General features: G+C 56.5%; 17 protein-coding genes. 11 read left to right on the top strand and 6 right to left on the bottom strand.

Going from position 1 to position 18,871, the window contains the following annotated elements:
• Positions 1-9 precede the first annotated feature (9 nt).
• The 3 genes from atpD to G583_RS0111320 are packed head-to-tail and all read left to right on the top strand — an operon-like array spanning position 10 to position 2,190.
• Positions 10-1,464, top strand: a complete 1,455-nt coding sequence (gene atpD / locus G583_RS0111310; protein ID WP_022871293.1) for a F0F1 ATP synthase subunit beta — start codon at positions 10-12, stop codon at positions 1,462-1,464.
• 3 nt (positions 1,465-1,467) lie between these two features.
• Positions 1,468-1,737: a F0F1 ATP synthase subunit epsilon gene (locus G583_RS0111315; RefSeq protein ID WP_022871294.1), complete on the top strand. Its 270-nt coding sequence runs from the start codon at positions 1,468-1,470 to the stop codon at positions 1,735-1,737.
• A complete protein-coding gene (locus tag G583_RS0111320; protein ID WP_022871295.1) occupies positions 1,738-2,190 on the top strand; it encodes a DUF2550 family protein in 453 nt (150 codons plus the stop codon).
• Positions 2,191-2,262: 72 nt separating this feature from the next.
• On the opposite strand, the gene G583_RS15775 is transcribed toward G583_RS0111320, so the two are convergent.
• Complete coding sequence (locus G583_RS15775; protein WP_022871296.1) at positions 2,263-3,219, bottom strand: N-acetylglucosamine-6-phosphate deacetylase; 957 nt, start codon at positions 3,217-3,219, stop codon at positions 2,263-2,265.
• Complete coding sequence (nucS, locus tag G583_RS0111330; protein WP_022871297.1) at positions 3,197-3,892, bottom strand: endonuclease NucS; 696 nt, start codon at positions 3,890-3,892, stop codon at positions 3,197-3,199. The genes G583_RS15775 and nucS overlap by 23 nt, the downstream gene beginning before the upstream one ends.
• Positions 3,893-4,029: 137 nt before the next feature.
• Here nucS and G583_RS0111335 point away from each other — a divergent pair, with 137 nt between their 5' ends.
• Positions 4,030-4,302, top strand: a complete 273-nt coding sequence (locus G583_RS0111335; RefSeq protein WP_245540622.1) for a hypothetical protein — start codon at positions 4,030-4,032, stop codon at positions 4,300-4,302.
• Here the strand turns inward: G583_RS0111335 and G583_RS15780 are convergent.
• Positions 4,299-5,537 carry an AI-2E family transporter gene (locus tag G583_RS15780; protein ID WP_022871299.1) on the bottom strand — a complete coding sequence of 413 codons (1,239 nt, stop codon included), beginning with the start codon at positions 5,535-5,537 and terminating at the stop codon, positions 4,299-4,301. The genes G583_RS0111335 and G583_RS15780 overlap by 4 nt on opposite strands.
• A gap of 146 nt (positions 5,538-5,683) precedes the next feature.
• Here G583_RS15780 and G583_RS16450 point away from each other — a divergent pair, with 146 nt between their 5' ends.
• The 6 genes from G583_RS16450 (at position 5,684) to G583_RS0111370 (ending at position 13,385) form a co-directional block, all read left to right on the top strand.
• Positions 5,684-7,702 (top strand): hypothetical protein, encoded by a 2,019-nt coding sequence (locus G583_RS16450; protein ID WP_022871300.1) that lies wholly within the window; start codon positions 5,684-5,686, stop codon positions 7,700-7,702.
• A gap of 42 nt (positions 7,703-7,744) precedes the next feature.
• Positions 7,745-8,659, top strand: coding sequence for a tetratricopeptide repeat protein (locus G583_RS0111350; protein ID WP_022871301.1), 915 nt, complete (start codon positions 7,745-7,747; stop codon positions 8,657-8,659).
• A 92-nt stretch (positions 8,660-8,751) separates the two neighbouring features.
• A complete protein-coding gene (locus G583_RS0111355; protein WP_022871302.1) occupies positions 8,752-9,531 on the top strand; it encodes an ABC transporter ATP-binding protein in 780 nt (259 codons plus the stop codon).
• Complete coding sequence (locus G583_RS0111360) at positions 9,516-11,114, top strand: hypothetical protein (RefSeq protein WP_022871303.1); 1,599 nt, start codon at positions 9,516-9,518, stop codon at positions 11,112-11,114. Before G583_RS0111355 ends, G583_RS0111360 begins: the two co-directional genes overlap by 16 nt.
• Positions 11,115-11,168: 54 nt before the next feature.
• Positions 11,169-11,519: a DUF3039 domain-containing protein gene (locus tag G583_RS0111365; protein WP_022871304.1), complete on the top strand. Its 351-nt coding sequence runs from the start codon at positions 11,169-11,171 to the stop codon at positions 11,517-11,519.
• A 93-nt stretch (positions 11,520-11,612) separates the two neighbouring features.
• Positions 11,613-13,385 carry a DEAD/DEAH box helicase gene (locus G583_RS0111370; protein WP_022871305.1) on the top strand — a complete coding sequence of 591 codons (1,773 nt, stop codon included), beginning with the start codon at positions 11,613-11,615 and terminating at the stop codon, positions 13,383-13,385.
• Positions 13,386-13,791: 406 nt separating this feature from the next.
• Here G583_RS0111370 and G583_RS0111375 read toward each other — a convergent pair whose 3' ends face one another.
• The 3 genes from G583_RS0111375 to G583_RS0111385 all read right to left on the bottom strand — a co-directional run bounded on the left by G583_RS0111375 (position 13,792) and on the right by G583_RS0111385 (position 18,500).
• Positions 13,792-15,927, bottom strand: a complete 2,136-nt coding sequence (locus G583_RS0111375; RefSeq protein ID WP_022871306.1) for an HNH endonuclease signature motif containing protein — start codon at positions 15,925-15,927, stop codon at positions 13,792-13,794.
• Between the two features lie 502 nt (positions 15,928-16,429).
• Positions 16,430-17,095: an isochorismatase family protein gene (locus G583_RS0111380; RefSeq protein WP_022871307.1), complete on the bottom strand. Its 666-nt coding sequence runs from the start codon at positions 17,093-17,095 to the stop codon at positions 16,430-16,432.
• 55 nt (positions 17,096-17,150) lie between these two features.
• The gene (locus G583_RS0111385) at positions 17,151-18,500 is read right to left on the bottom strand and encodes a nicotinate phosphoribosyltransferase (protein WP_040895757.1); all 1,350 of its coding nucleotides are present in this window, start codon (positions 18,498-18,500) and stop codon (positions 17,151-17,153) included.
• 73 nt (positions 18,501-18,573) lie between these two features.
• Between G583_RS0111385 and clpS the strand changes: the two genes are divergently transcribed.
• Positions 18,574-18,870, top strand: coding sequence for an ATP-dependent Clp protease adapter ClpS (clpS, locus tag G583_RS0111390; protein WP_022871309.1), 297 nt, complete (start codon positions 18,574-18,576; stop codon positions 18,868-18,870).
• Position 18,871 lies beyond the last annotated feature (1 nt).

Here is an 18,871-nt window from a genome sequence, read left to right on the forward strand (position 1 = left end):
GTGAGTTTCATGACTGCCACTCTTAACGAATCCGGAAGCAGCGCCACAGGCGGCGCCGTGGGTCGCATTGCCCGCGTTACCGGTCCGGTAATTGACGCTGAATTCCCAGCGGATGCCATGCCGGAGATCTACAATGCTTTGACCGTAGAAGTAGAACTCAGCGGCAAGAAGTCCACCATTACCTTCGAAACCGCTCAACACCTCGGTGAGAACATGGTTCGCGCTATCGCGATGCAGTCCACCGACGGTCTCGTACGTGGTCAAGAAGTACATGACACTGGTGCCGCAATTTCTGTACCGGTCGGTGACGTCGTCAAAGGTCACATCTTCAACGCTCTCGGTGACTCCCTCGACGTTGATATTTCCGAACTGGACGTTCAGGATCGCTGGCCGATCCACCGCCCAGCTCCACACTTTGCTGACCTTGAAGGCTCCACTGAAATGTTGGAGACCGGAATTAAGGTCATCGACCTTCTGACCCCCTACATTTCGGGTGGAAAGATTGGTCTGTTCGGTGGTGCCGGTGTTGGTAAAACCGTTTTGATCCAGGAAATGATTACCCGTGTTGCTCGCAACTTCGGTGGTACTTCGGTATTCGCCGGTGTTGGCGAGCGTACCCGTGAAGGTAACGACCTTTGGGTAGAAATGGACGAAGCCGACGTGCTGAAGGACACCGCGTTGGTCTTCGGTCAGATGGATGAGCCACCAGGCACCCGTCTGCGTGTTGCGCTGACCGGTCTGACCATGGCCGAGTACTTCCGTGACGTGCAGAAGCAAGACGTCTTGTTGTTCATTGACAACATTTTCCGTTTCTCTCAGGCCGGTATGGAAGTCTCCACGCTCTTGGGCCGTATGCCTTCCGCCGTTGGTTACCAGCCAAACTTGGCCGACGAAATGGGTGTGCTGCAGGAACGCATTACCTCGACTCGCGGTCACTCCATTACCTCGATGCAGGCTGTTTACGTTCCAGCGGACGACTACACTGACCCGGCTCCAGCCAACGTGTTCGCCCACCTGGACGCCACCACCAACTTGACTCGTGATCTGGCATCCCGTGGTCTATATCCAGCCGTTGATCCGCTGGCATCCACCTCCCGTATTCTGGACCCACAGTACGTTGGCCAGGACCACTACGAAGTGGCCACACGCGTCAAGCAGATTCTGCAGAAGAACAAGGAACTGCAAGACATCATCGCCATTCTCGGTGTTGACGAACTGTCTGAAGAAGACCGCGTGACCGTTGGTCGTGCTCGCAAGATGGAGCAGTTTCTGTCCCAGAACACCTACACTGCCAAGCAGTTCACCGGTGTCGAAGGCTCAACCGTTCCGATCAAGGACACCATCGAGGGCTTCAAGGCCATCGCAGATGGCGACCTGGACCACGTGTCAGAACAGGCCTTCTACAACGTCGGTGGCCTCGAGGATGTTGAACGCGAATGGGCGAACATCCAGAAGGAAGGCTAACCTATGGACGATAACCTTCTGGACGTCGAAATCGTTGCCGAGGATCACTTCGTGTGGTCCGGGCAAGCCCGCTCGGTGTCAGCCAGGACCATCGACGGCGAGATCGGGATCCTTCCGGGTCACCTACCGATGCTTGCGGTCCTGGGTGACGGCGAAGTCGTGGTCGAAGCTGCAGACGGGGAAGCCATCACTGCACAGGCACAAGGCGGATTCTTCTCGGTCGACTCAGACCGAGTAACCATTGCCGCCTCCCAAGCGGAGCTGTCAGCCTAGATGCCATCGTGGCTGGCCTGGACGCTTACGGTAGTCGCCCTCGTAGCGTGCCTTACGGTTGTGATCATCGCCTGGCGATTGATGATCCTGCTACGAACACCCGGCTCCTTCAAAGCTCGCCTGGTCAGCAAAGACGATGCACCTCGCCCCGGGAAACCCGTGGTCGTGTCCTATAACGAATACTCTGTAGAAATTTTCGCAGTGTATTCAATTTGGCCACGACCTCGCGTTTCCGTGCCGCGACATGTTCTCGAAGTCTCCAGATATCCGCGTCGCACACGCATCCGATCATGGCTGCGTCTCGACGACACCGATACCCGGGCTCGATTCGATCTCAGCGCCGCGCATGAACACGTGTCAGAGTTAACCACCTGGTACGAGTCCGGTCCGGCAGTAGGGATCGGATACTGGCGAGAAGCACCGCGCCGTCGTCAACGACGCCGCTATTTCTAACGAGATACGACATTCGGTCGATTGGGTACGTGGATGGCCCAATCGACCGAATTCGTGTTTTACACAGAAAAACTATGCGGTATGACGAGCACGCATGGCAGCACAGACCGTTTCGTGGTCCAGCCCACCTGCGACCAGTGCGTCATGCACCGCTAAGAGATCACGTGCTCCAGAAGCCATCGTGCACCCATCGGCTAGCATCGGGCCGGCCGTCTTTGGATACTGCAGCGGGGCCATACCAAGCATTGGCAAGGCTACGGAGAGTGGTTTGCACCCGGACGGCAGGGTTGCCGCCGAAGCATCTGAGACGAGCCTGATAGATTCCGGATACTTCTCGAACCACCACGATATGACGCTTGGATGGACGTGGTACCCATCAGCAATGAGCTCGACCTTGACAGTCTTGTGTTCGACTGCCTCGAAGACGGCTAAAAGCGGCCCCGGCTCCCGATGATGAAATCCACGCATCGCGTTATACAGATGTGTGATGGTGACGGGTCGACCGGTGAGCTGATACACGACCTCGATCCCGTCTCGCATTTGCTCGTAGGTGGCGTTCGTATGACCAAGCGCTGGATCAATCCCGTGGGAAACCAACAGCTCAACGAGTGTTGCGAAGCCCTCTAATTCCGGCGCGACGGTCATCATCGTGACCAGCGGTTTTGCCCTGTGTTGTGCCAAAAGGGTCCCTAAAAATGCCTGCCCTGCGGGCTCGGTGGGGGAGAGGATTGCCTGGTGCGGGTGTGCGCCCGCAAATTCTGGGGCGATAAAAGGTCCTTCGAAGTGCACACCGGTGAGTAAACCGTCATCGAACACCGGGGCTAAACGATCAAGCATCGCTTGGACGTGACCTCGCTGCACCGTGGGAATTGATGCAGTCACCTCTGTGGTGCGACGGGATTTGAGCAAGGCTAGAGCAGAACGGACTTCTGCGGTGCTAGATGTCGCGAAATCTACGCCGGCCAGACCATGAATATGGTGGTCGGCGAACGCGTGCGCACAGGAATCAGAAGAGTCGGGAGTCGGCATCGTCGACGCCTCGCATGGCATCGTAGTCGAGCACTAGGGTTTCAAAACCGCGATCTTCGGCGAGTACCCGTGCCTGCGGTTTGATCTGCTGGGCAGCAAAAACACCATGGACCGGAGCCAAAAGTGGGTCGCGGTTGAGGAGTTCTACGTAGCGCGAGAGCTGTTCAACGCCGTCGATGTCACCGCGCCGCTTGAGTTCTACGGCCACGGTATCTCCGGTACTGTTCTTTGCCAAGATATCGACCGGCCCGATAGCGGTCATGTATTCACGCCGGATGAGCTTATAATCCGTTCCCAGTAGGTGTATCTGTTCTGAGAGCAGCCGCTGCAGGTCGGCCTCGACGCCGTCCTTCACGAGCCCCGGATCTTGGCCAAGCTCGTGGCTCGAGTCATGTTCGATCGAGTAAATGCTGATGATCAGGTGGTCGTCGACTTTCTGCGATTGCACCTTCCACAGTTCAGCGATGCCCTCGTCGCGTTGGCTTTCGGATGGTTCAATGACATGAAGTCTATTGGGCGGGGTCATCCAGTTGAGCGGTTTATAAGAACCGCCGTCGGAGTGTACTAAGACGCCGCCATCAGCTTTGATCATGATGAGGCGTTTGGCCGGGGGTAAAAACGCGTTGAGGCGGCCGGCATAGGTTACGGAGCATTCGGCAATGACTAGTCGCATATCGGCACATAGTCTAATGGTTGTGGACGACGTTGGTGGTCAAGGTGGCCAACCGACAAGTATGTGACAATGGATTTATGGCTCGGAAGAACAGACCCCGTCGCGGTCAGAACCCCAAACGTGGCAGGAGACGACAAGTGTCGCCTCCCCGTGATCTGACCGCCACAGCGTTTGATACAAACTATTCTCACGAAACGGCTTTTGACGGCGGTTGGCACGTACGGCAGATACCGGCGTGGCGCGCCGTGAAAAACTACACGTGCCCGGGCTGCGTTGGGGTGATTCTGCAGGGTCAGGCACATGTTGTGGCCTGGCGCTCCGATTGGATTATGGGTGACGAAGACGCCGGTAGCATGCGTCGACATTGGCACAGCGCTTGCTGGCGCAACCGTCGTCAGGATCTGGGTTAGCGCGAGTCCTGATACGGAACATAGACTTCTCGCACCAGCACCAAGATGCCAGCAACCGTTGGGATCGCCATCAACGCTCCCAGGACTCCGAGTAGGGAACCACCGGCGATGACGCCGATGACGGCCAGCGCACCGGGGATAGCCACGGCACGCTGCATGATTTTAGGCGAGATAAGGTATGCCTCGACCTGCAGGTAAATGAAGTAGATCGCTGCGAAAATCAACGCGGCCTGCCAGCCGGCTAGCAGTGCCAGCAGCGTGATGACTATGCCACCCGTTACTGCCCCAACCAGCGGGATGAAGGCCATGAATGCAGCGAAGATTGCCAACAGTGCGGCGTACTCTAACTCGGCAAAGTTGGCGGCTATATAGGCGACAATCCCATTGAGGGTAGCAACGACGGTCTGGCCTACGACATAGTGCCCAACGGAACCTGAGATCTTCTCTGAAAGATACTCGATGCGTTCGCGGCGAGACCGTGGAGCCAGCCGGTAGAGCCATTTTTTGATGCTTGGCAACGTCGCAAGAAAATACAGTGTGAGCACGACGACGATCAGAACCGAGAAGCCGACGTTAAAAATCGCACTGCCTACACCGAGGATGCCGCCGAGCAGATTGGTGATATTGGAGCTATCGGACACGAATCTGTTGACCTCGGTGGTGGCCACCGAGGCGACGTCGAATTCTTCATCCACCGCCTGGAAAGCATCAGACTCGATGATGTCGTTCACCACAGTGGGCAGCATCTGTGCGAACTCAGTGGTCTGCTCGATGATCACCGGTACCAGGGCAGAAATAAATATGGTGACAATACCGATCAGCAACACGACAGCAGCCAGCACACCAACCCCGCGCGGAGCGCCCCAGGACTGAATCTTGGTAACGATCGGATCCAGACCCAGCGTGATAAATAAGGCGGCCAGGATCCACACGAGCAGTTGCACATTGGACGAGACAATTACGTACAGCCCCAGGGCCAGTCCAACACCGACGGTGAGCATAAAACCAGTTTTGATCGGACGGGAGACGAATTCGAATGCAGTGCCGTCAGCTGCGGGAGTGGAGAAATCCTCGGCGGCGGTAATGGGCGTTGGAGGGTATTCACCTGGTTCAGGCACCGTGAACTGTTGCTGGGCACGTGTATCGGCCAGTTGGTGTCGGGCGCCGGTGATGCGCCGTTTGGTGTCCTGCAGCAGCTTGGTGAAAAGCTTGCGTGTCGTTGATTTCTCGGCCACGCACCCCACATTACGACAGGAGGCTGACAAGTTGGCATATCCGAACGGCGCGGTGGCATTCGGATTGCTACTATGATGGAAGGCTAGCCGGGTGGCACCTAAGGGGTGCGCCAAATACGATAATTCGACCGAAAAGGTGGCAAGTTTTGAAAACTTTGGGCGGCATCGGCTCAATCATCTTGGGTGTCGTGGCGATCTTGGTATCCGTGGGGTTGCAAACAATTTGGGCACCCCCCGCCGAGTTCAACGCTTCGACACAGGACGCGCAAGAAGCGCCGTTGACGGTCGTGACCGAAGGCATCGACGTCGACCCAGATGAAGCCATCGAGTACACGGTATCGGGTGAGGGAGAGTTCACCCTCATGTATGGGCAACTGCGTGATATCGAAGCCTGGGTTGGCGACGCCGCTCACAACCGGATTGACGGGGTCAATACCGAGGTTGAACGCGGTGAAGATCCAACCGTGGATATGACCTACGTCGATGGTGACGCAGAAGTGCCCAACCCGGCTGACTCAGATCTGTGGCTGGCCACCCAAGAAGTCTCCGATGAGGTAACGCAGCGTTGGGCGCAGCATGATGCCGGCGAGTGGGGACTGTTGATTGCCGCTGATGGTACTGAACCTGCGCCTGCGGACTTCAGCGTATCCTGGGTCAACGTCGAACCGGATTCCCCCTTTATCACGCCGCTGATGATCGGTGGCATCGTCTTGATCCTGGTGGGCATCGGCCTGCTGCTGTGGCGCTTCGTGGACTTCCGTCGTCGCGCCAAACGAACCTCGGGTCGTCGTGCTGCTGTTCGAGGTGACTACACCGGTCTCACCGCGGCTGACGTTATGGCGGATACCGATACCGCGACACAAACTATGACCGTCCAAGAAGTCGAAGCCGGCGAACCTGTGGAACACGTGGCGGAGGATGAACCCACCACCGTAGTTTCCGCAGTCGATGCCTCCGAGGGCGAACGCGAGGACGAGTCTGGGGATTCTGATGATATGGATGATGCCGACGACGCCGAAGATTCCGATGACTCGGATAACGGTTCGACGCCGACAGACACCACCCAGACCCTGCCGCACACTGATGAACCCGATGATGACAAGGGTTTTCTTCGCCGCACAGTCACCGCTGTGACAGCATTCGGACTTGCCATCGGTATGGGCATAGGTCCAGCACATGCTGCCAGTGAAAGCCCGCAGGAAACCTCCGAAGAGGATCTCACTGAGCAGGTAGAAGAAGAACCGGTTGAAGAAGAAGTCGATCCGGAGGAACCCGATACGTTCCCGCTGGTCGTTGATCCACAGTTCGAACGTATTTTGGAATCCGTCGTATCGACCCTGGATGCCGCGGACAGCGAGATGGATGCAGATGTGCTTGATGACCGCGTTGCCGGACAAGCCAAACGTTTCCGTGACGAGTTCTACCGCAATAACACCATCGACGAAGACTACGGTCTCGGTACCAAAGTCGCCTCAGATGACGTTTTGGCCACCTGGATGGACCGCAATGAAGACTTCCCCCGTACCATCTATGCGGTAACCGCCGACGCCGAAGGTGGTTCCACGCAACTGCTCGCGCTGAAGCAAGAGAATGCGCGCTCGCAATACAAGTTGGTGCATAATGTGCCGTTTGCACCGGGTGCCGAACTGCCCTCGGGCGACCTCAGCAATGCCGACGTCGAAAAAATCGCCAACGATGATTCCACTGACTTGGCCATGTCACCGGATGCTGCAGTTGAAGCACTCACTGACTATCTAACCGATCCCGAAGCTGATGCTGCGGAAGATATGGCCTCCAACGACTGGATCGATTCGATTCACGAACACCAGGCAGAGCTGATCGAAACGCACGAGGAACAGGAAACTGACGCATCCATTTCGCGTACGGTATTCGACGACTCGGTCGATTCGGTGCGCTTGCCAGATGGCTCCGCATTGGTCTTTGGTTCTATGAATTCCATGGAATCACTGACCCCGTCGGAAGATACCACCGTGACGGTCAATACCTTGACCCAAGAGCTTGGTGACTTCGCGTCGGCAGAACAAGAAAATCAGGTTCGGATCCGATATCGCGAGCAATTTGCACTGTTGATCCCAGCCGAAGGTGAAGTTTCGCTGGTCGGGTACGAGACGGTCCAGTCGACCGTAGATTCTCCAGACAACTAGACTGTTAGATGATCTCGAGTAAAAATCTGTCAGAAGAGGATTATGACTCAACAACCTAATTCCACACCATCACACTCCCGTGACGCCATCGACCTGACCAACATCCAGGCGCAGTCTGGCCAAACCGACGGTACACAGCGCTCCTGGGTACTGCAGAATATCGATCAGCCAGGCCTCGAGGGACTACTACAAAACGCCGCAACCGTCCCGGTCATCATTCACCTGGCCACGCCATCGAATCCGGCTTCCGCCCAGATTGATGCCGTGCTTCAACCAGCCATTGATGCCCGTGCAGGACGCATGGTGATGGGCCGCATCGATACCGAGGCCCACCCAGAGCTGTTGCAAATGTTCGGTGTACCCGCAGGCCCCATGGTCGTGGCACTCATGGGTCAGCAGGCTGTCCCTCTGTTCAACGAAGCTGTAGAAGCTGAACAGCTGGAACAACTTCTGGACGAAATCAACTCGTCTGCGGTGCAAGCGGGGATGGCCGGAACCGTCCCGCCGCTGGTGGAAGCCACCAATGATGACGGCGACGTCATGTTGCCGCCCCTACATCAGGAAGCTGAAGCCGCACTACAAGCCGAAAATTACGACGAGGCCATCGCGGCCTACGACAAGGCGCTTGCCGAAAACCCGCAGGATGACGAAGCACAGCGAGGTAAAGCTCGTGTGGGTCTGATGCAGCGTACCCATGACGCTGACGTGCAGCAGGTCCGTGCAAATGCCGCAGACCGGCCCGACGATGTTGCAGCGCAGGTTGCCGTTGCAGACCTCGATCTGCTGGGTGGCCACGTCAAAGACGCCTTCGACCGGTTGGTCAAATATATCGGTCGCAGCTCCGGCGAAGACAAGGACACTGCCCGGCTCCATCTCCTGGAGCTCTACAGCGTTGTGGGGGACCAGGATGAACGCGTCGCGATCTCCCGCCGTAAGCTAGCGGCTGCACTGTTCTAAACCTCGTCAGCATTGTTTCCGTCCCCCGCCTGAGTTGAAGATCAACCGGGCGGGGGATTTGTTTTGCCACCAGATTTTTTACACTGGTCACTATGTTAGATAACGCGTCTCTGCCAGATCCCGACCATGCAGTGGTCATTCGATCCCTGGGTAAACAATTCGGTGAGAAAGTTGCCGTCAATGGCATCAACCTCACCATCCCGGCCGGCTCATTTTACGGCGTCGTCGGTCCTAACGGTGCCGGTAAAACCACAGCTATGTCCATGATGACCGGGCTGCTGCGCCCTGATCACGGGCAGGTGTGGGTCCACGGACTGAACATGTGGGAAACTCCAATTGAAGCCAAAGGCATTCTGGGAGTCCTCGTGGACGGCGCGGTCGCGTTTCCACGACTCACTGGTGCCCAGCTGGTCACCTACTCGGGGCTGTTGCGGGGCATGGACGCCGACGTCGTCGCCGAACGTGTTCCAGACTTGATGCGAGTTATGGACCTCGAAGAGTCCGCGAATAAGATGGTCGCGGACTATTCGGCGGGTATGACGAAGAAAGTCAGCCTCGCGGCGGCCATGATTCATTCACCCAAAGTGCTGATCCTGGACGAGCCCTTTGAAGCCGTTGATCCAGTATCCTCAGCACGAATTCGCAACATCCTCAATGACTACGTCCAATCGGGCGGAACAGTTATGATTTCCTCCCACGTGATGGACCTGGTGGAGCGCATGTGTGACCACGTGGCGGTGATTGATAAAGGTGAAGTACTCGCCTCAGGCCCCATGGCCGATGTCACCGGTGCCCAATCTCTAGAAGATCGCTTCGTAGGCATGGTATCCAGCGACGAGAGCGGGGAGGGCCTGTCATGGTTTCACACCTAATACGGCTGCGCTATCGCCTCATGTGGAATGGTTTTCGACGTTCCACCGGTGCGATAATCGGTGCAATCTTCTCGACGTTGGGGTATCTGTATCTGATCGCTATGGCGTACTTTGCGGCCATTGGGATCGTGATGCTCTCACCCGAGAACATTTCTTATGCCCAGCGCGGAGCACCGTTCGTCCTGCTCGGCGCCGTGTTTGTCATCGGCTGGGTTGTCGGACCCATCGTGTTTTCCTCCACGAGTCCATTCACCGATGCCAAGAACTTTCTGACCTTCGGTATTCCAAATAAACAACTGGTACCAGGCGTCGTCATCGGTGGGCTCATCGCTCCCACCGGTATTGGTACCTTCACCCTGCTGCTGACGGGCGCCGTATTATGGGGGTGGAACCCCGCGGCAATTCTCGCCGGGATCATTGCTGCCGTATTGGGCACGGTCATCTGTGTTTTGTTAATGCAAGTGATCGTTGGCTTGTTGACGAATGTTGTATCCCGCCGCGCCGTCCGCGACACCATCCAAATCGTGTTGCTGGTTCCACTGATGCTCTCTGGATTCATCTTCTTCGGAGCCATCGAAACCATCCAAGAATTTTGGGGAATACTGCCCGACATCGCGGCCTGGGTTGCCTACACTCCCGCAGGGTTTCTCGCATTACCGGTCATGGTGGCCCAGGGGCAATGGGGTATGGCTGCGGTGCACCTGGTGGTGATGCTGGCCTATGTTATTGCGCTGCTGGTGGCCTATAACGCGATAGTCAACCGGACGACTGAAGCAGCCGGCACTGTCAAGGAACGCCAGCGTGAAGTTACGGGTACTGGTTTGATTGGCCGCGCGGATACGCCGATGAAGGCTATCTGGGCGCGTTCATTGATGTTTTGGATCAAGGACCCCCGCTACAGTGCCTCATTGCTGATTATTGTTGTACTCATTGGAATCGGTATCGTGCAGCTCGTCGTCATGGATAACGACGAAATGAGTTTCATCGCCAAGATTATTCCGATAGCTGTTGCTTACTTGCTTGGCTTTTCGATCTCGGCAGACCTTTCCTACGATTCCACTGGATTTTCGTTACACGTGACCACCGGGGTACGCGGAATTGATGATCGTCTGGGTCGCGTCTTTGCGTTGCTCACCTGGGGGCTCCCTGTGCTCCTGGTGCTGATCGTCGGGATGCTCTACGGTACAAATACGCTGGACGAGCTGCCGACCTGGCTGGGTCTTGGAATTGGTGTACTCCTCACCGGTTTGGCGGTTTCATCGGTTTCTTCAGCCCGCTACATTTATCCTGCGCCACCGCCAGGTGCTAGCCCGATGGCCCAGCCCGAAGGCGGTATGGGACGGACCATGATCGTTCAAACGCTGGGTATGCTCGCGCAGATGATCGCAGCCCTGCCGGTGATCGTTCCGGCCGTCATCGCGCTGATCACGGGCAGCCCCGTGTGGGGGATTGTGACTCTGATGGTCGGTGTCCTCTACGGTGCCGGGCTGTTGTGGGCGGGTGTAAAAATCGGTGGCAAATGGTACGACCGGGCATTGCCAGAAACCTATCAGGCAATTGTGAAGGTCTCGGCGTTATACTAAGCTGACAGCTCGTCGTGAACCTGACAAGTTCGCGCATCCGACTATACTGGAGGCATGAATCCGATGAACTTTGTGCACGCCTCGTCCACCGATTACGATCCGCATGAGGACACTAATGGAGGCTCCACCGGTGTCCTTGACCGCGAAGAACAGCGTCAGTCGACTGAACCCGGAGACCACGAACGGTTTAAACACTTCGTGCCGAAAGACAAACTCACCGAAGCGATCATCAACGGCACCCCGGTCGTTGCGCTGTGCGGAAAAGTTTGGATTCCATCGCGCGATCCAGAGCGCTTTCCGATGTGCCCCAGCTGCCAAGAAATTTGGGACGGGTTAGAATCAAATGATGATTCCGGAGACTCTGGTAAAGGCGGCGGCTTCTTCGGTTTCGGTCGCAAAAAATAAGTGATTCTTTAAATAAATGTTGGCCACTGATCTCGGTGGTCAACATTTGTTTGTCTAAAATACTTGGTCATGAAGGAGGCTGTGTAATCACGCATGAGTGATGCGCTGTTTCAGATCGGAGAAGATCTCCCACCGGCTCTACCTGAACGGGCCGCATGGGGGACTGCCCAGAAGCTTCGCCAATGGCAGCAAGAAGCCCTTGAGCTCTACTTTGCGAAGCCTCGCAGAGACTTCATGACTGTCGCGACCCCCGGCGCTGGTAAAACGACCTTCGCGTTACGCGTGGCCAAGATGCTGTATGAATCCGGGGCGATCTCGCGCGTCACCGTTGTGGCACCAACCGAACACCTCAAAAGCCAGTGGGCTGATTCGGCAGCCCGTATTGGTCTGGCCATCGACCCGAACTTTAAGAACGCTGACGGTCGCCATGGTTCCGAATATATGGGTGTCGCTCTAACTTATGCACAGGTCGCGTCAAAACCCATTTTGCACCGCAACCGCACAGAAGCCGGCAAAACGCTGGTGATTCTTGACGAAATCCACCACGGCGGTGACGCCCTGTCTTGGGGTGAAGCGATTCGCGAGGCCTTCGAACCGGCGGAACGTCGGCTGTCGCTAACCGGTACTCCGTTCCGGTCTGACGATGCCCAGATCCCATTCGTTGACTATGAAGATGATGGCACCGGTGTGCTGCGTTCGCGTGCTGACTACACATACGGTTACGGACCTGCGCTGCGTGACTATGTGGTCCGCCCAGTGATTTTCATGGCGTATTCAGGACACATGCGTTGGCAAACGTCTTCCGGCGAGGTCATGGAAGCCCAACTCGGTGAGGCGGCTACCAAGGATATGACCGCTAGTGCTTGGCGCACAGCACTGAATCCTAAAGGTGAATGGATTCCCTCGGTGCTTAAGGCCGCCGATCATCGTCTGACTGAAGTTCGTCGCAACGTGCCGGATGCCGGTGGATTGGTTATTGCAACCGACCATGAAGACGCTCGTGCTTACGCTGACATCCTGGAGAAACTCTCGGGAGAAAAGGTGACGACCGTGCTCTCTGACGACCCCACGGCGTCATCGAAAATTGAGGCATTTTCTGAGGGCGACCAGCGCTGGATGGTCGCTGTTCGCATGGTTTCGGAGGGTGTTGACGTACCTCGTCTATGTGTTGGTGTTTACGCAACGTCGACGTCGACACCAATGTTCTTCGCGCAGGCCGTTGGACGTTTTGTGCGTTCTCGTAAACGTGGCGAAACGGCTTCCGTTTTTCTGCCGTCTGTCCCTAAGCTGACGGATTTGGCCAACGAGATGGAAGAGGAACGTGATCACGCGCTAGAGATTGATAACGGTGTATCGGTTGAGGACCTCGAGGATGCTCCCGAAGAAGATCTCCTGCGTGAGGCCAATCAGGAAGAGTCTGCTTCTTCTGAGCTCACGGGTGCTAAATTCCAGGCGTTGGAATCACAAGCGTCTTTTGACAAGGTTCTGTACGACGGCGGCGAGTTCGGGACTGGGGGAGCAATCGGCTCAGCTGAAGAGCTCGATTTCCTCGGTATTCCAGGGTTACTCGATGCTGATCAGGTTTCTACTCTGTTGAAGCAGCGTCAGTCGGATCAACTAAAACGTCAGCCGCGATCTGCACCGAAAGAAGACTCTAACGTTGTTGACCACCGCCAGATGAAGGAGCTGCGCAAGAAGCTTTCTTCATCGGTTGCTGCATGGTCAGTTCGTTCTGGGACCCCACACGGAGTAATCCATAATAGGTTGCGTGAAGTCTCTGGTGGTCCCTCAGTAGCGCAAGCGACGAAGGAACAGATCGAAGTGCGCCTCAAAACACTGCAAGGCTGGTTCGTCGGCCGCAAATAAACAGGCGGGTGGCGGCCGGGGAGCACTTGCTCCACCTGGCGCTACTGCTGATTACGAACGGTCGGGTCTTTCTTGATGAGCAAGTAGAGTGCGTATGCGAGAATGAGAGCGCTCAGGATGATAATTATCCAGGATGTCGTTGAAGAGACACTTGTTTGGGTGCTTAACGAAATTACTTGAGAGGTAATCGTCAAGGCCATGGCAACAGTGATTAACCAGGCTGCAGTACGAGGTGTGCGTTTCCTTGGCTCGGTTCCCATACGAATAGTCTACATATGTGCCGACACTGTAGATGGCGGCGCCTGCTGAAAACAAGAGGATGTACCTGATTGGCGCTACCTCTTATGCGAAGCCATTGGCACCTAAACCGACCCCGGCGATTGAGATTCTGTCGTCGGGGTTTGGTTTAGGTGTTCCAGTGGAGGTTGCGGAGCAGTGGTTGGTAGGGGTCTAACCAGATGGCGGGTTGGAACCAGGTGTGGCCGTTGTGTTTGCGGATGCGCCATTTACCAATGTGGACGGCGGCGTGGTGGTGGCTGCAGAGGGTGATGGCGTTGTTGACGCTGGTGTTGCCACCGGCCAGCCAGTCTTTGATGTGGTGGATATCGCAGAACACGGCCGGGGTGGTACACCCTGGTGCTTGGCAGCCACGATCTCTAGCTAAGATCGCCCTGCGTTGCGCGGTAGTAAACAACCGTTTGGTGCGTTTTTGCTGTAACACGGTATCGGGGCCGTCCCAGAGTTGGGCGACCAGTTCACTATCACAGGACAGGATTTCAGCATCAGCCGGATGCATCGACCCATGGTTGAGTGCTTCGGATCGGTAGGGGGTCCAGGGGAATTGGTTGATGAACCGCGTGTACCGGCCTTCGATGGCTGGTGCACCAGGATCATGGAGCCTGCATGGACAAGCGTCTCCTGGATCCAGGGGTCCGTGATGGTGGGCAGCCTGCTCCGATGCATCGGGGTTGGGGTGTCGGATCGTGGGCGGGATCAGCCCGGCAGGACCGGCTGGGCGTCTGAGATCTGGTGGTAACGGTGGGACGCCCAGGGTGTGGTAGGCGGTTTGGAGGTCTTGGGTGATGACCAGTTGTGCTGAGGCGCCGTGGCTTTGCTTGATCCCCAGCTCTGTGGGATGCATCCGTAACACGATGCGAAACATCCCGATCAGCAGGGCAGCGATCTGCTGGCCTGAGCTCATCGGATCAATCGCGTTGAGGTTATCGGTGGTGTAGGTGTTGCCCTGGGCGTCCTCACCCACCGTCTGGCCGGTGTCGTCAAGGGGGAGGTCGTCAATATTATCAGGGACCTCTCCGAACGGGACATCATCACAGTTCGGGAAGGCTTCCTCTGAGGTGGTTGGGCCGTGACCGGAGGTCTGATCACCAGCATCGGTACGGTGTTGTTGCCCGGTGTTGTCGTTGCCGGCTGGATGACTGGTGTTCTCGCCGTTTTCCTGACCGGTGGTCGCGGTGTTGGCGCCAGTAGTACCGGCCGGGTGGATCAGGTTGCGAACATCGAATGGGATATCGGGTGGGGTGCCATCGGCTTTGAGCATGTGCAGGACGAAGTTTTTGAACTGGTTGTACACGTCTGGGGTGGCGTTGAGCCAGATGCGGCCGCCGCCTTCGGGGAAGCTTTTGGTCTTGATCGCATTATCCGGTGGTTTGCGTAAGGCTTGAGACGGTGAGGGCCCATCCGCGTTGAGTTCGTGGGCGATCTGGTCCATCCACCCTTTTTTAGCTGCTGAGAGTTCTTCTGGTGTGACATGCTCACCGGCTTCTGCCAGCACGGGTTCAAAGGCAGCCATGATTTGGTCGACGAGTCCGGGTGGGACGTCGCAGGCACCGGCGTAGTCGTGGAGTTCGGTGTGCATGGCCAGGAGCCGGTCCAGGTTTTCAGCGCTGAGGCGCCCGTTGACAAAGGACTCGGCTATTACCGGATAGGTGGGATGCGAGGACAACACCTCAGGGTCGCCACCAGGCCGGTGCGTAACCAGCGGGCCACGCTGCAAATGTTTTTTGGTTTTGGCCGCGGACCAGTGGCGGGTTTGGCACAGGTAGTGCCGATCGTCGCGGAAGGCTGAGGCATCGTAGGGAGTACCGAAGTAGCGTTGTTGCTCGCTCATCGAGGCGGTGACGTAACTGGCATATAACGTGTTGGCGGCTTCGGTGAGGTGTTCCATTCGGCCAAACATCAAACCCAGTGCTTGCAAGGTGTCGTAGTAATTGTCGGGGGCCACCGGTGCGGTTGCACCACGAGTTTGCTCGTCGTGTTCTGCCGGCACATCGGTCGAGTCTGAGGTGGTGGCAGCGGGTGTGGCCCGGGGGCGGAAGCCATTCCAGTCGCCGCCAGGCTCGGTGCTAAATGTGGGGATCGTGGTGTAGGTCGTGGGGTCCTGCATGGTGGCCACGATGACATTGAGCAGTTGTGTGCCAGCGTGGACGAGCTCACCCAGCGAGGCGTCTGCCAGTTTGTCCATGTTCAGCAGGTCTGTGGGCACTGGAATCCCAATATTGGGCAACAACGATGGGAGCTCCATAGTGGCCTCCTTCAACCAAACAATCATGGACTCAGAACAACAGGAACCTCAGAGAAACAAATACGTGGCAATGCATAGGAGAAGAAATGGGAGCGTTTGTGTACCACTATTCTACCGACCTCGCCTGACTTTCACAAGGCTTTCGCGCATCTTTTCATATGTTTATGTAATGCTCTATTGCATATGTAGTGCCATTATCATGAGGTCAAGATTTGGTGTTGGTGTGTTGCGTGTTTTGTGGATAACTCGCCAAACCGGCCAAAGTTCTCCACACCACTAAAAGACACGGTTGCAGGTGAGGCAGCATTGCTGTATTTGGGCACAGTTCAATTCTGGCTGGGTAGCGATCTAGCACAGTAGGCGATGGCCGAGCGGTGCGTCGATAATGAGCCCTGCATTCAAGATCTACTGCCGAGCGTAGCGCGACCGCCTCATAGTGGGCACACAAAAAAGTGCAGGTGGAAGAGTATTCCACCTGCACTTTGTCTTGAGTGTTTAAGATTTAGCCGATGAAGGTCTTGGCTCCAGGCCATTCAGAGAGCATGACGCCGCAATCTTCCATCTCATCGGTGGCGTCATCGATGTTTTTATCCGACACACCGGCGGTGAGGTTGGTGATGACGCGGACTTCGTAGCCGGCATCGGATGCGTCCATCGCGGTTGCACGGACACAGTGGTCAGTAGCAATGCCGACTATGGTGACTCGCTCGACGTCGTGCTCTCGCAGCCACTCGTCCATGGTGATGGAACTTGAATCGGTGGCGGCGGCTGCGGCAGCGGTGGCGCCGTATGGGCCAGCCATGCCGTCTTGGTTGCGAATGAGATCTGGTTCGCCGAGAATTCCGTCGAAGCCCGAATAGCCATCGTTGTACTGGCCCTTCAAGAACTCCGCGTCGATAAACTCGGTGTCCAAATTCTCATGGAGCTCAGCACCTGGAGTGCCTGCGACACAGTGGACCGGCCACGTGTTTTCAAAGTCTGGTTCGTCCGAGAAATGCGGACCTGGATCAATATGCCAGTCGCGAGTGGTGGCAATGACATCGAATTTCTGACCACACTGGTTCATGTATTCGGTGATCAATGCAGCAGTCTGCGCTCCGTCGTTAACGGCTAGCGTTCCGCCTTCGCAAAAGTCCTGTTGGATATCCACGATGATCAGCGCGTGCATGGTGTCTAATCCTTTGGTGTTGAAATGTAGTTTTCGGTATGGGTGACCGGACAGCTTAGTGTAGCTCAAATACCGTAGGAATGGCGGGTTCTCCATCTTGTAGTCGGCGAGCAACTCGCGGGAGCTCGGAGACCGTTTGTTTATGGTGTGCTGCGGCCCGTTGTACGGCAGTTGAACCGGTGTATTGAGTTTGCACTTCTCCGCCGTCGACCACTTTTACCTGGAGTGGTCGATGGTTGGCATCCCACTGCGGTTCCTGGCCTGCGATGACCACTTCGGCGGTGGCAACCCCGTTATCCATACGGCGTGCGGCGAATTTTCGTCCGCCGCGGCTGGTCTTGCCTTCGGCTTGTTTTTGTACGTCTATCCACTTGCCATTGTGATCCTGCCGGGTGGTTAGCTTATAAACCAGCGACGCCGTGGGTGCACCCGAGCCGGTAACCAGCTGGGTCCCCACACCGTACGCATCGACCGGTGCAGATCGTAGGGCTGCAATAGCGTACTCGTCCAAATCCGAGGTGACAACTATACCAGTGTTGGTGTTACCAAGATCATCCAACAGCCGTCGCACATTGTGCGCCTCTTCGAGCAGGTCACCTGAATCAATGCGTACATACGCGAGTTCGGATCCGGCGACGTCGACAGCGTTTCGGACGCCGGCTTCAATGTCGAATGTGTCGATGAGCAGGGTGGTGTCGCGCCCCATGGTTTCAACCTGTGCTTGGAACGCGGTTTTTTCGTCGTCGTGCAGCAGGGTAAAGGAGTGCGCGGAGGTTCCGGCGGTGTTAATGTCGTAGCGGAGTCCGGCAGCGAGATTGGATGTCGAGGTGAATCCGGTAATGGCGGCGGCGCGTGCGGCAGCGACGGCGGCTTCCTCGTGGGCTCGGCGGGACCCCATTTCGATGCAGGCGCGACCCCCGGCGGCCATGGTCATGCGTGAACCTGCTGATGCAACGGCGGTGTCGTAGTTGTGCACCGACAACAGGTAGGTTTCCAAGATCACGGCCTCAGCGAAGGTTGCTTCGACCTGCATGATGGGGGAGTTCGGAAAGTACGGTTCACCTTCGGCATAGGCATAAATATCGCCGCTGAACGTGTAATGAGCCAACCAGTTAATGGTGTCTTCGGATACGACGTTGTGGTCGGAGAGGAATCCGAGGTGTTCGTCGTCGAAGCGAAACTCTGAAAGCCCTTCCAAAAAGCGACCCTGTCCTGCACTGACACCGTATCGTCGTCCAGCAGGCATGCGTCTTGCGAAGAGTTCGAAAACCGCTTTATGGTCGGCGGTGCCAGCTTTGCGAGCCGCGTCGACCATGGTCAACTCATAGTGGTCAGTAAAAAACGAGGTTGGGCCTACGCCACGAGGTGTGTTACTCACGGGTCCCACCCTAGCGCTTTGGGACAGTCTGTGACACATTTTGGCCTACGCTGTCAGGATTGGTGCACACGGGGTTCAGTTCTTGCTTAGAATGTGGGGCATGTCCATTACGAGTGCAGTTGATGTTGATCCGGAGATTGTCGTTGAAGAGACGACGCATCTCGGCCACCCTTGGAAGGTGCTTGTCTGGAATGATCCGGTGAACCTGATGAGCTATGTCACCTACGTGTTCCGGTCGTATTTCGGGTTTACCGCTTCGGTTGCGCATAAATTGATGTTGCAGGTACACCACGAAGGCAAGGCAGTGGTAGCCAACGGGTCCAAAGAGGAAGCCGAACGGCACGTGGCTGCGATGCACGGGTTCGGCCTGTGGGCAACCTACGAACAGAATGATTAAG

The sequence above is a fragment of the Yaniella halotolerans DSM 15476 genome (assembly GCF_000420805.1).
GTDB classification, from domain to species: Bacteria; Actinomycetota; Actinomycetes; order Actinomycetales; family Micrococcaceae; genus Yaniella; species Yaniella halotolerans.

Bases quoted from the DNA above. Each gene is read 5' to 3' on its own strand.
- G583_RS0111375 (WP_022871306.1), bottom strand. From the start codon at position 15,927: ATGGAGCTCCCATCGTTGTTGCCCAATATTGGGATTCCAGTGCCCACA.
- clpS (WP_022871309.1), top strand. From the start codon at position 18,574: ATGTCCATTACGAGTGCAGTTGATGTTGATCCGGAGATTGTCGTTGAA.
- G583_RS0111365 (WP_022871304.1), top strand. From the start codon at position 11,169: ATGAATCCGATGAACTTTGTGCACGCCTCGTCCACCGATTACGATCCG.
- G583_RS0111380 (WP_022871307.1), bottom strand. From the start codon at position 17,095: ATGCACGCGCTGATCATCGTGGATATCCAACAGGACTTTTGCGAAGGC.
- G583_RS15775 (WP_022871296.1), bottom strand. From the start codon at position 3,219: ATGCCGACTCCCGACTCTTCTGATTCCTGTGCGCACGCGTTCGCCGAC.
- G583_RS0111370 (WP_022871305.1), top strand. From the start codon at position 11,613: ATGAGTGATGCGCTGTTTCAGATCGGAGAAGATCTCCCACCGGCTCTA.
- G583_RS0111315 (WP_022871294.1), top strand. From the start codon at position 1,468: ATGGACGATAACCTTCTGGACGTCGAAATCGTTGCCGAGGATCACTTC.
- atpD (WP_022871293.1), top strand. From the start codon at position 10: ATGACTGCCACTCTTAACGAATCCGGAAGCAGCGCCACAGGCGGCGCC.
- G583_RS0111320 (WP_022871295.1), top strand. From the start codon at position 1,738: ATGCCATCGTGGCTGGCCTGGACGCTTACGGTAGTCGCCCTCGTAGCG.
- G583_RS0111355 (WP_022871302.1), top strand. From the start codon at position 8,752: ATGTTAGATAACGCGTCTCTGCCAGATCCCGACCATGCAGTGGTCATT.
- G583_RS0111350 (WP_022871301.1), top strand. From the start codon at position 7,745: ATGACTCAACAACCTAATTCCACACCATCACACTCCCGTGACGCCATC.
- nucS (WP_022871297.1), bottom strand. From the start codon at position 3,892: ATGCGACTAGTCATTGCCGAATGCTCCGTAACCTATGCCGGCCGCCTC.
- G583_RS0111360 (WP_022871303.1), top strand. From the start codon at position 9,516: ATGGTTTCACACCTAATACGGCTGCGCTATCGCCTCATGTGGAATGGT.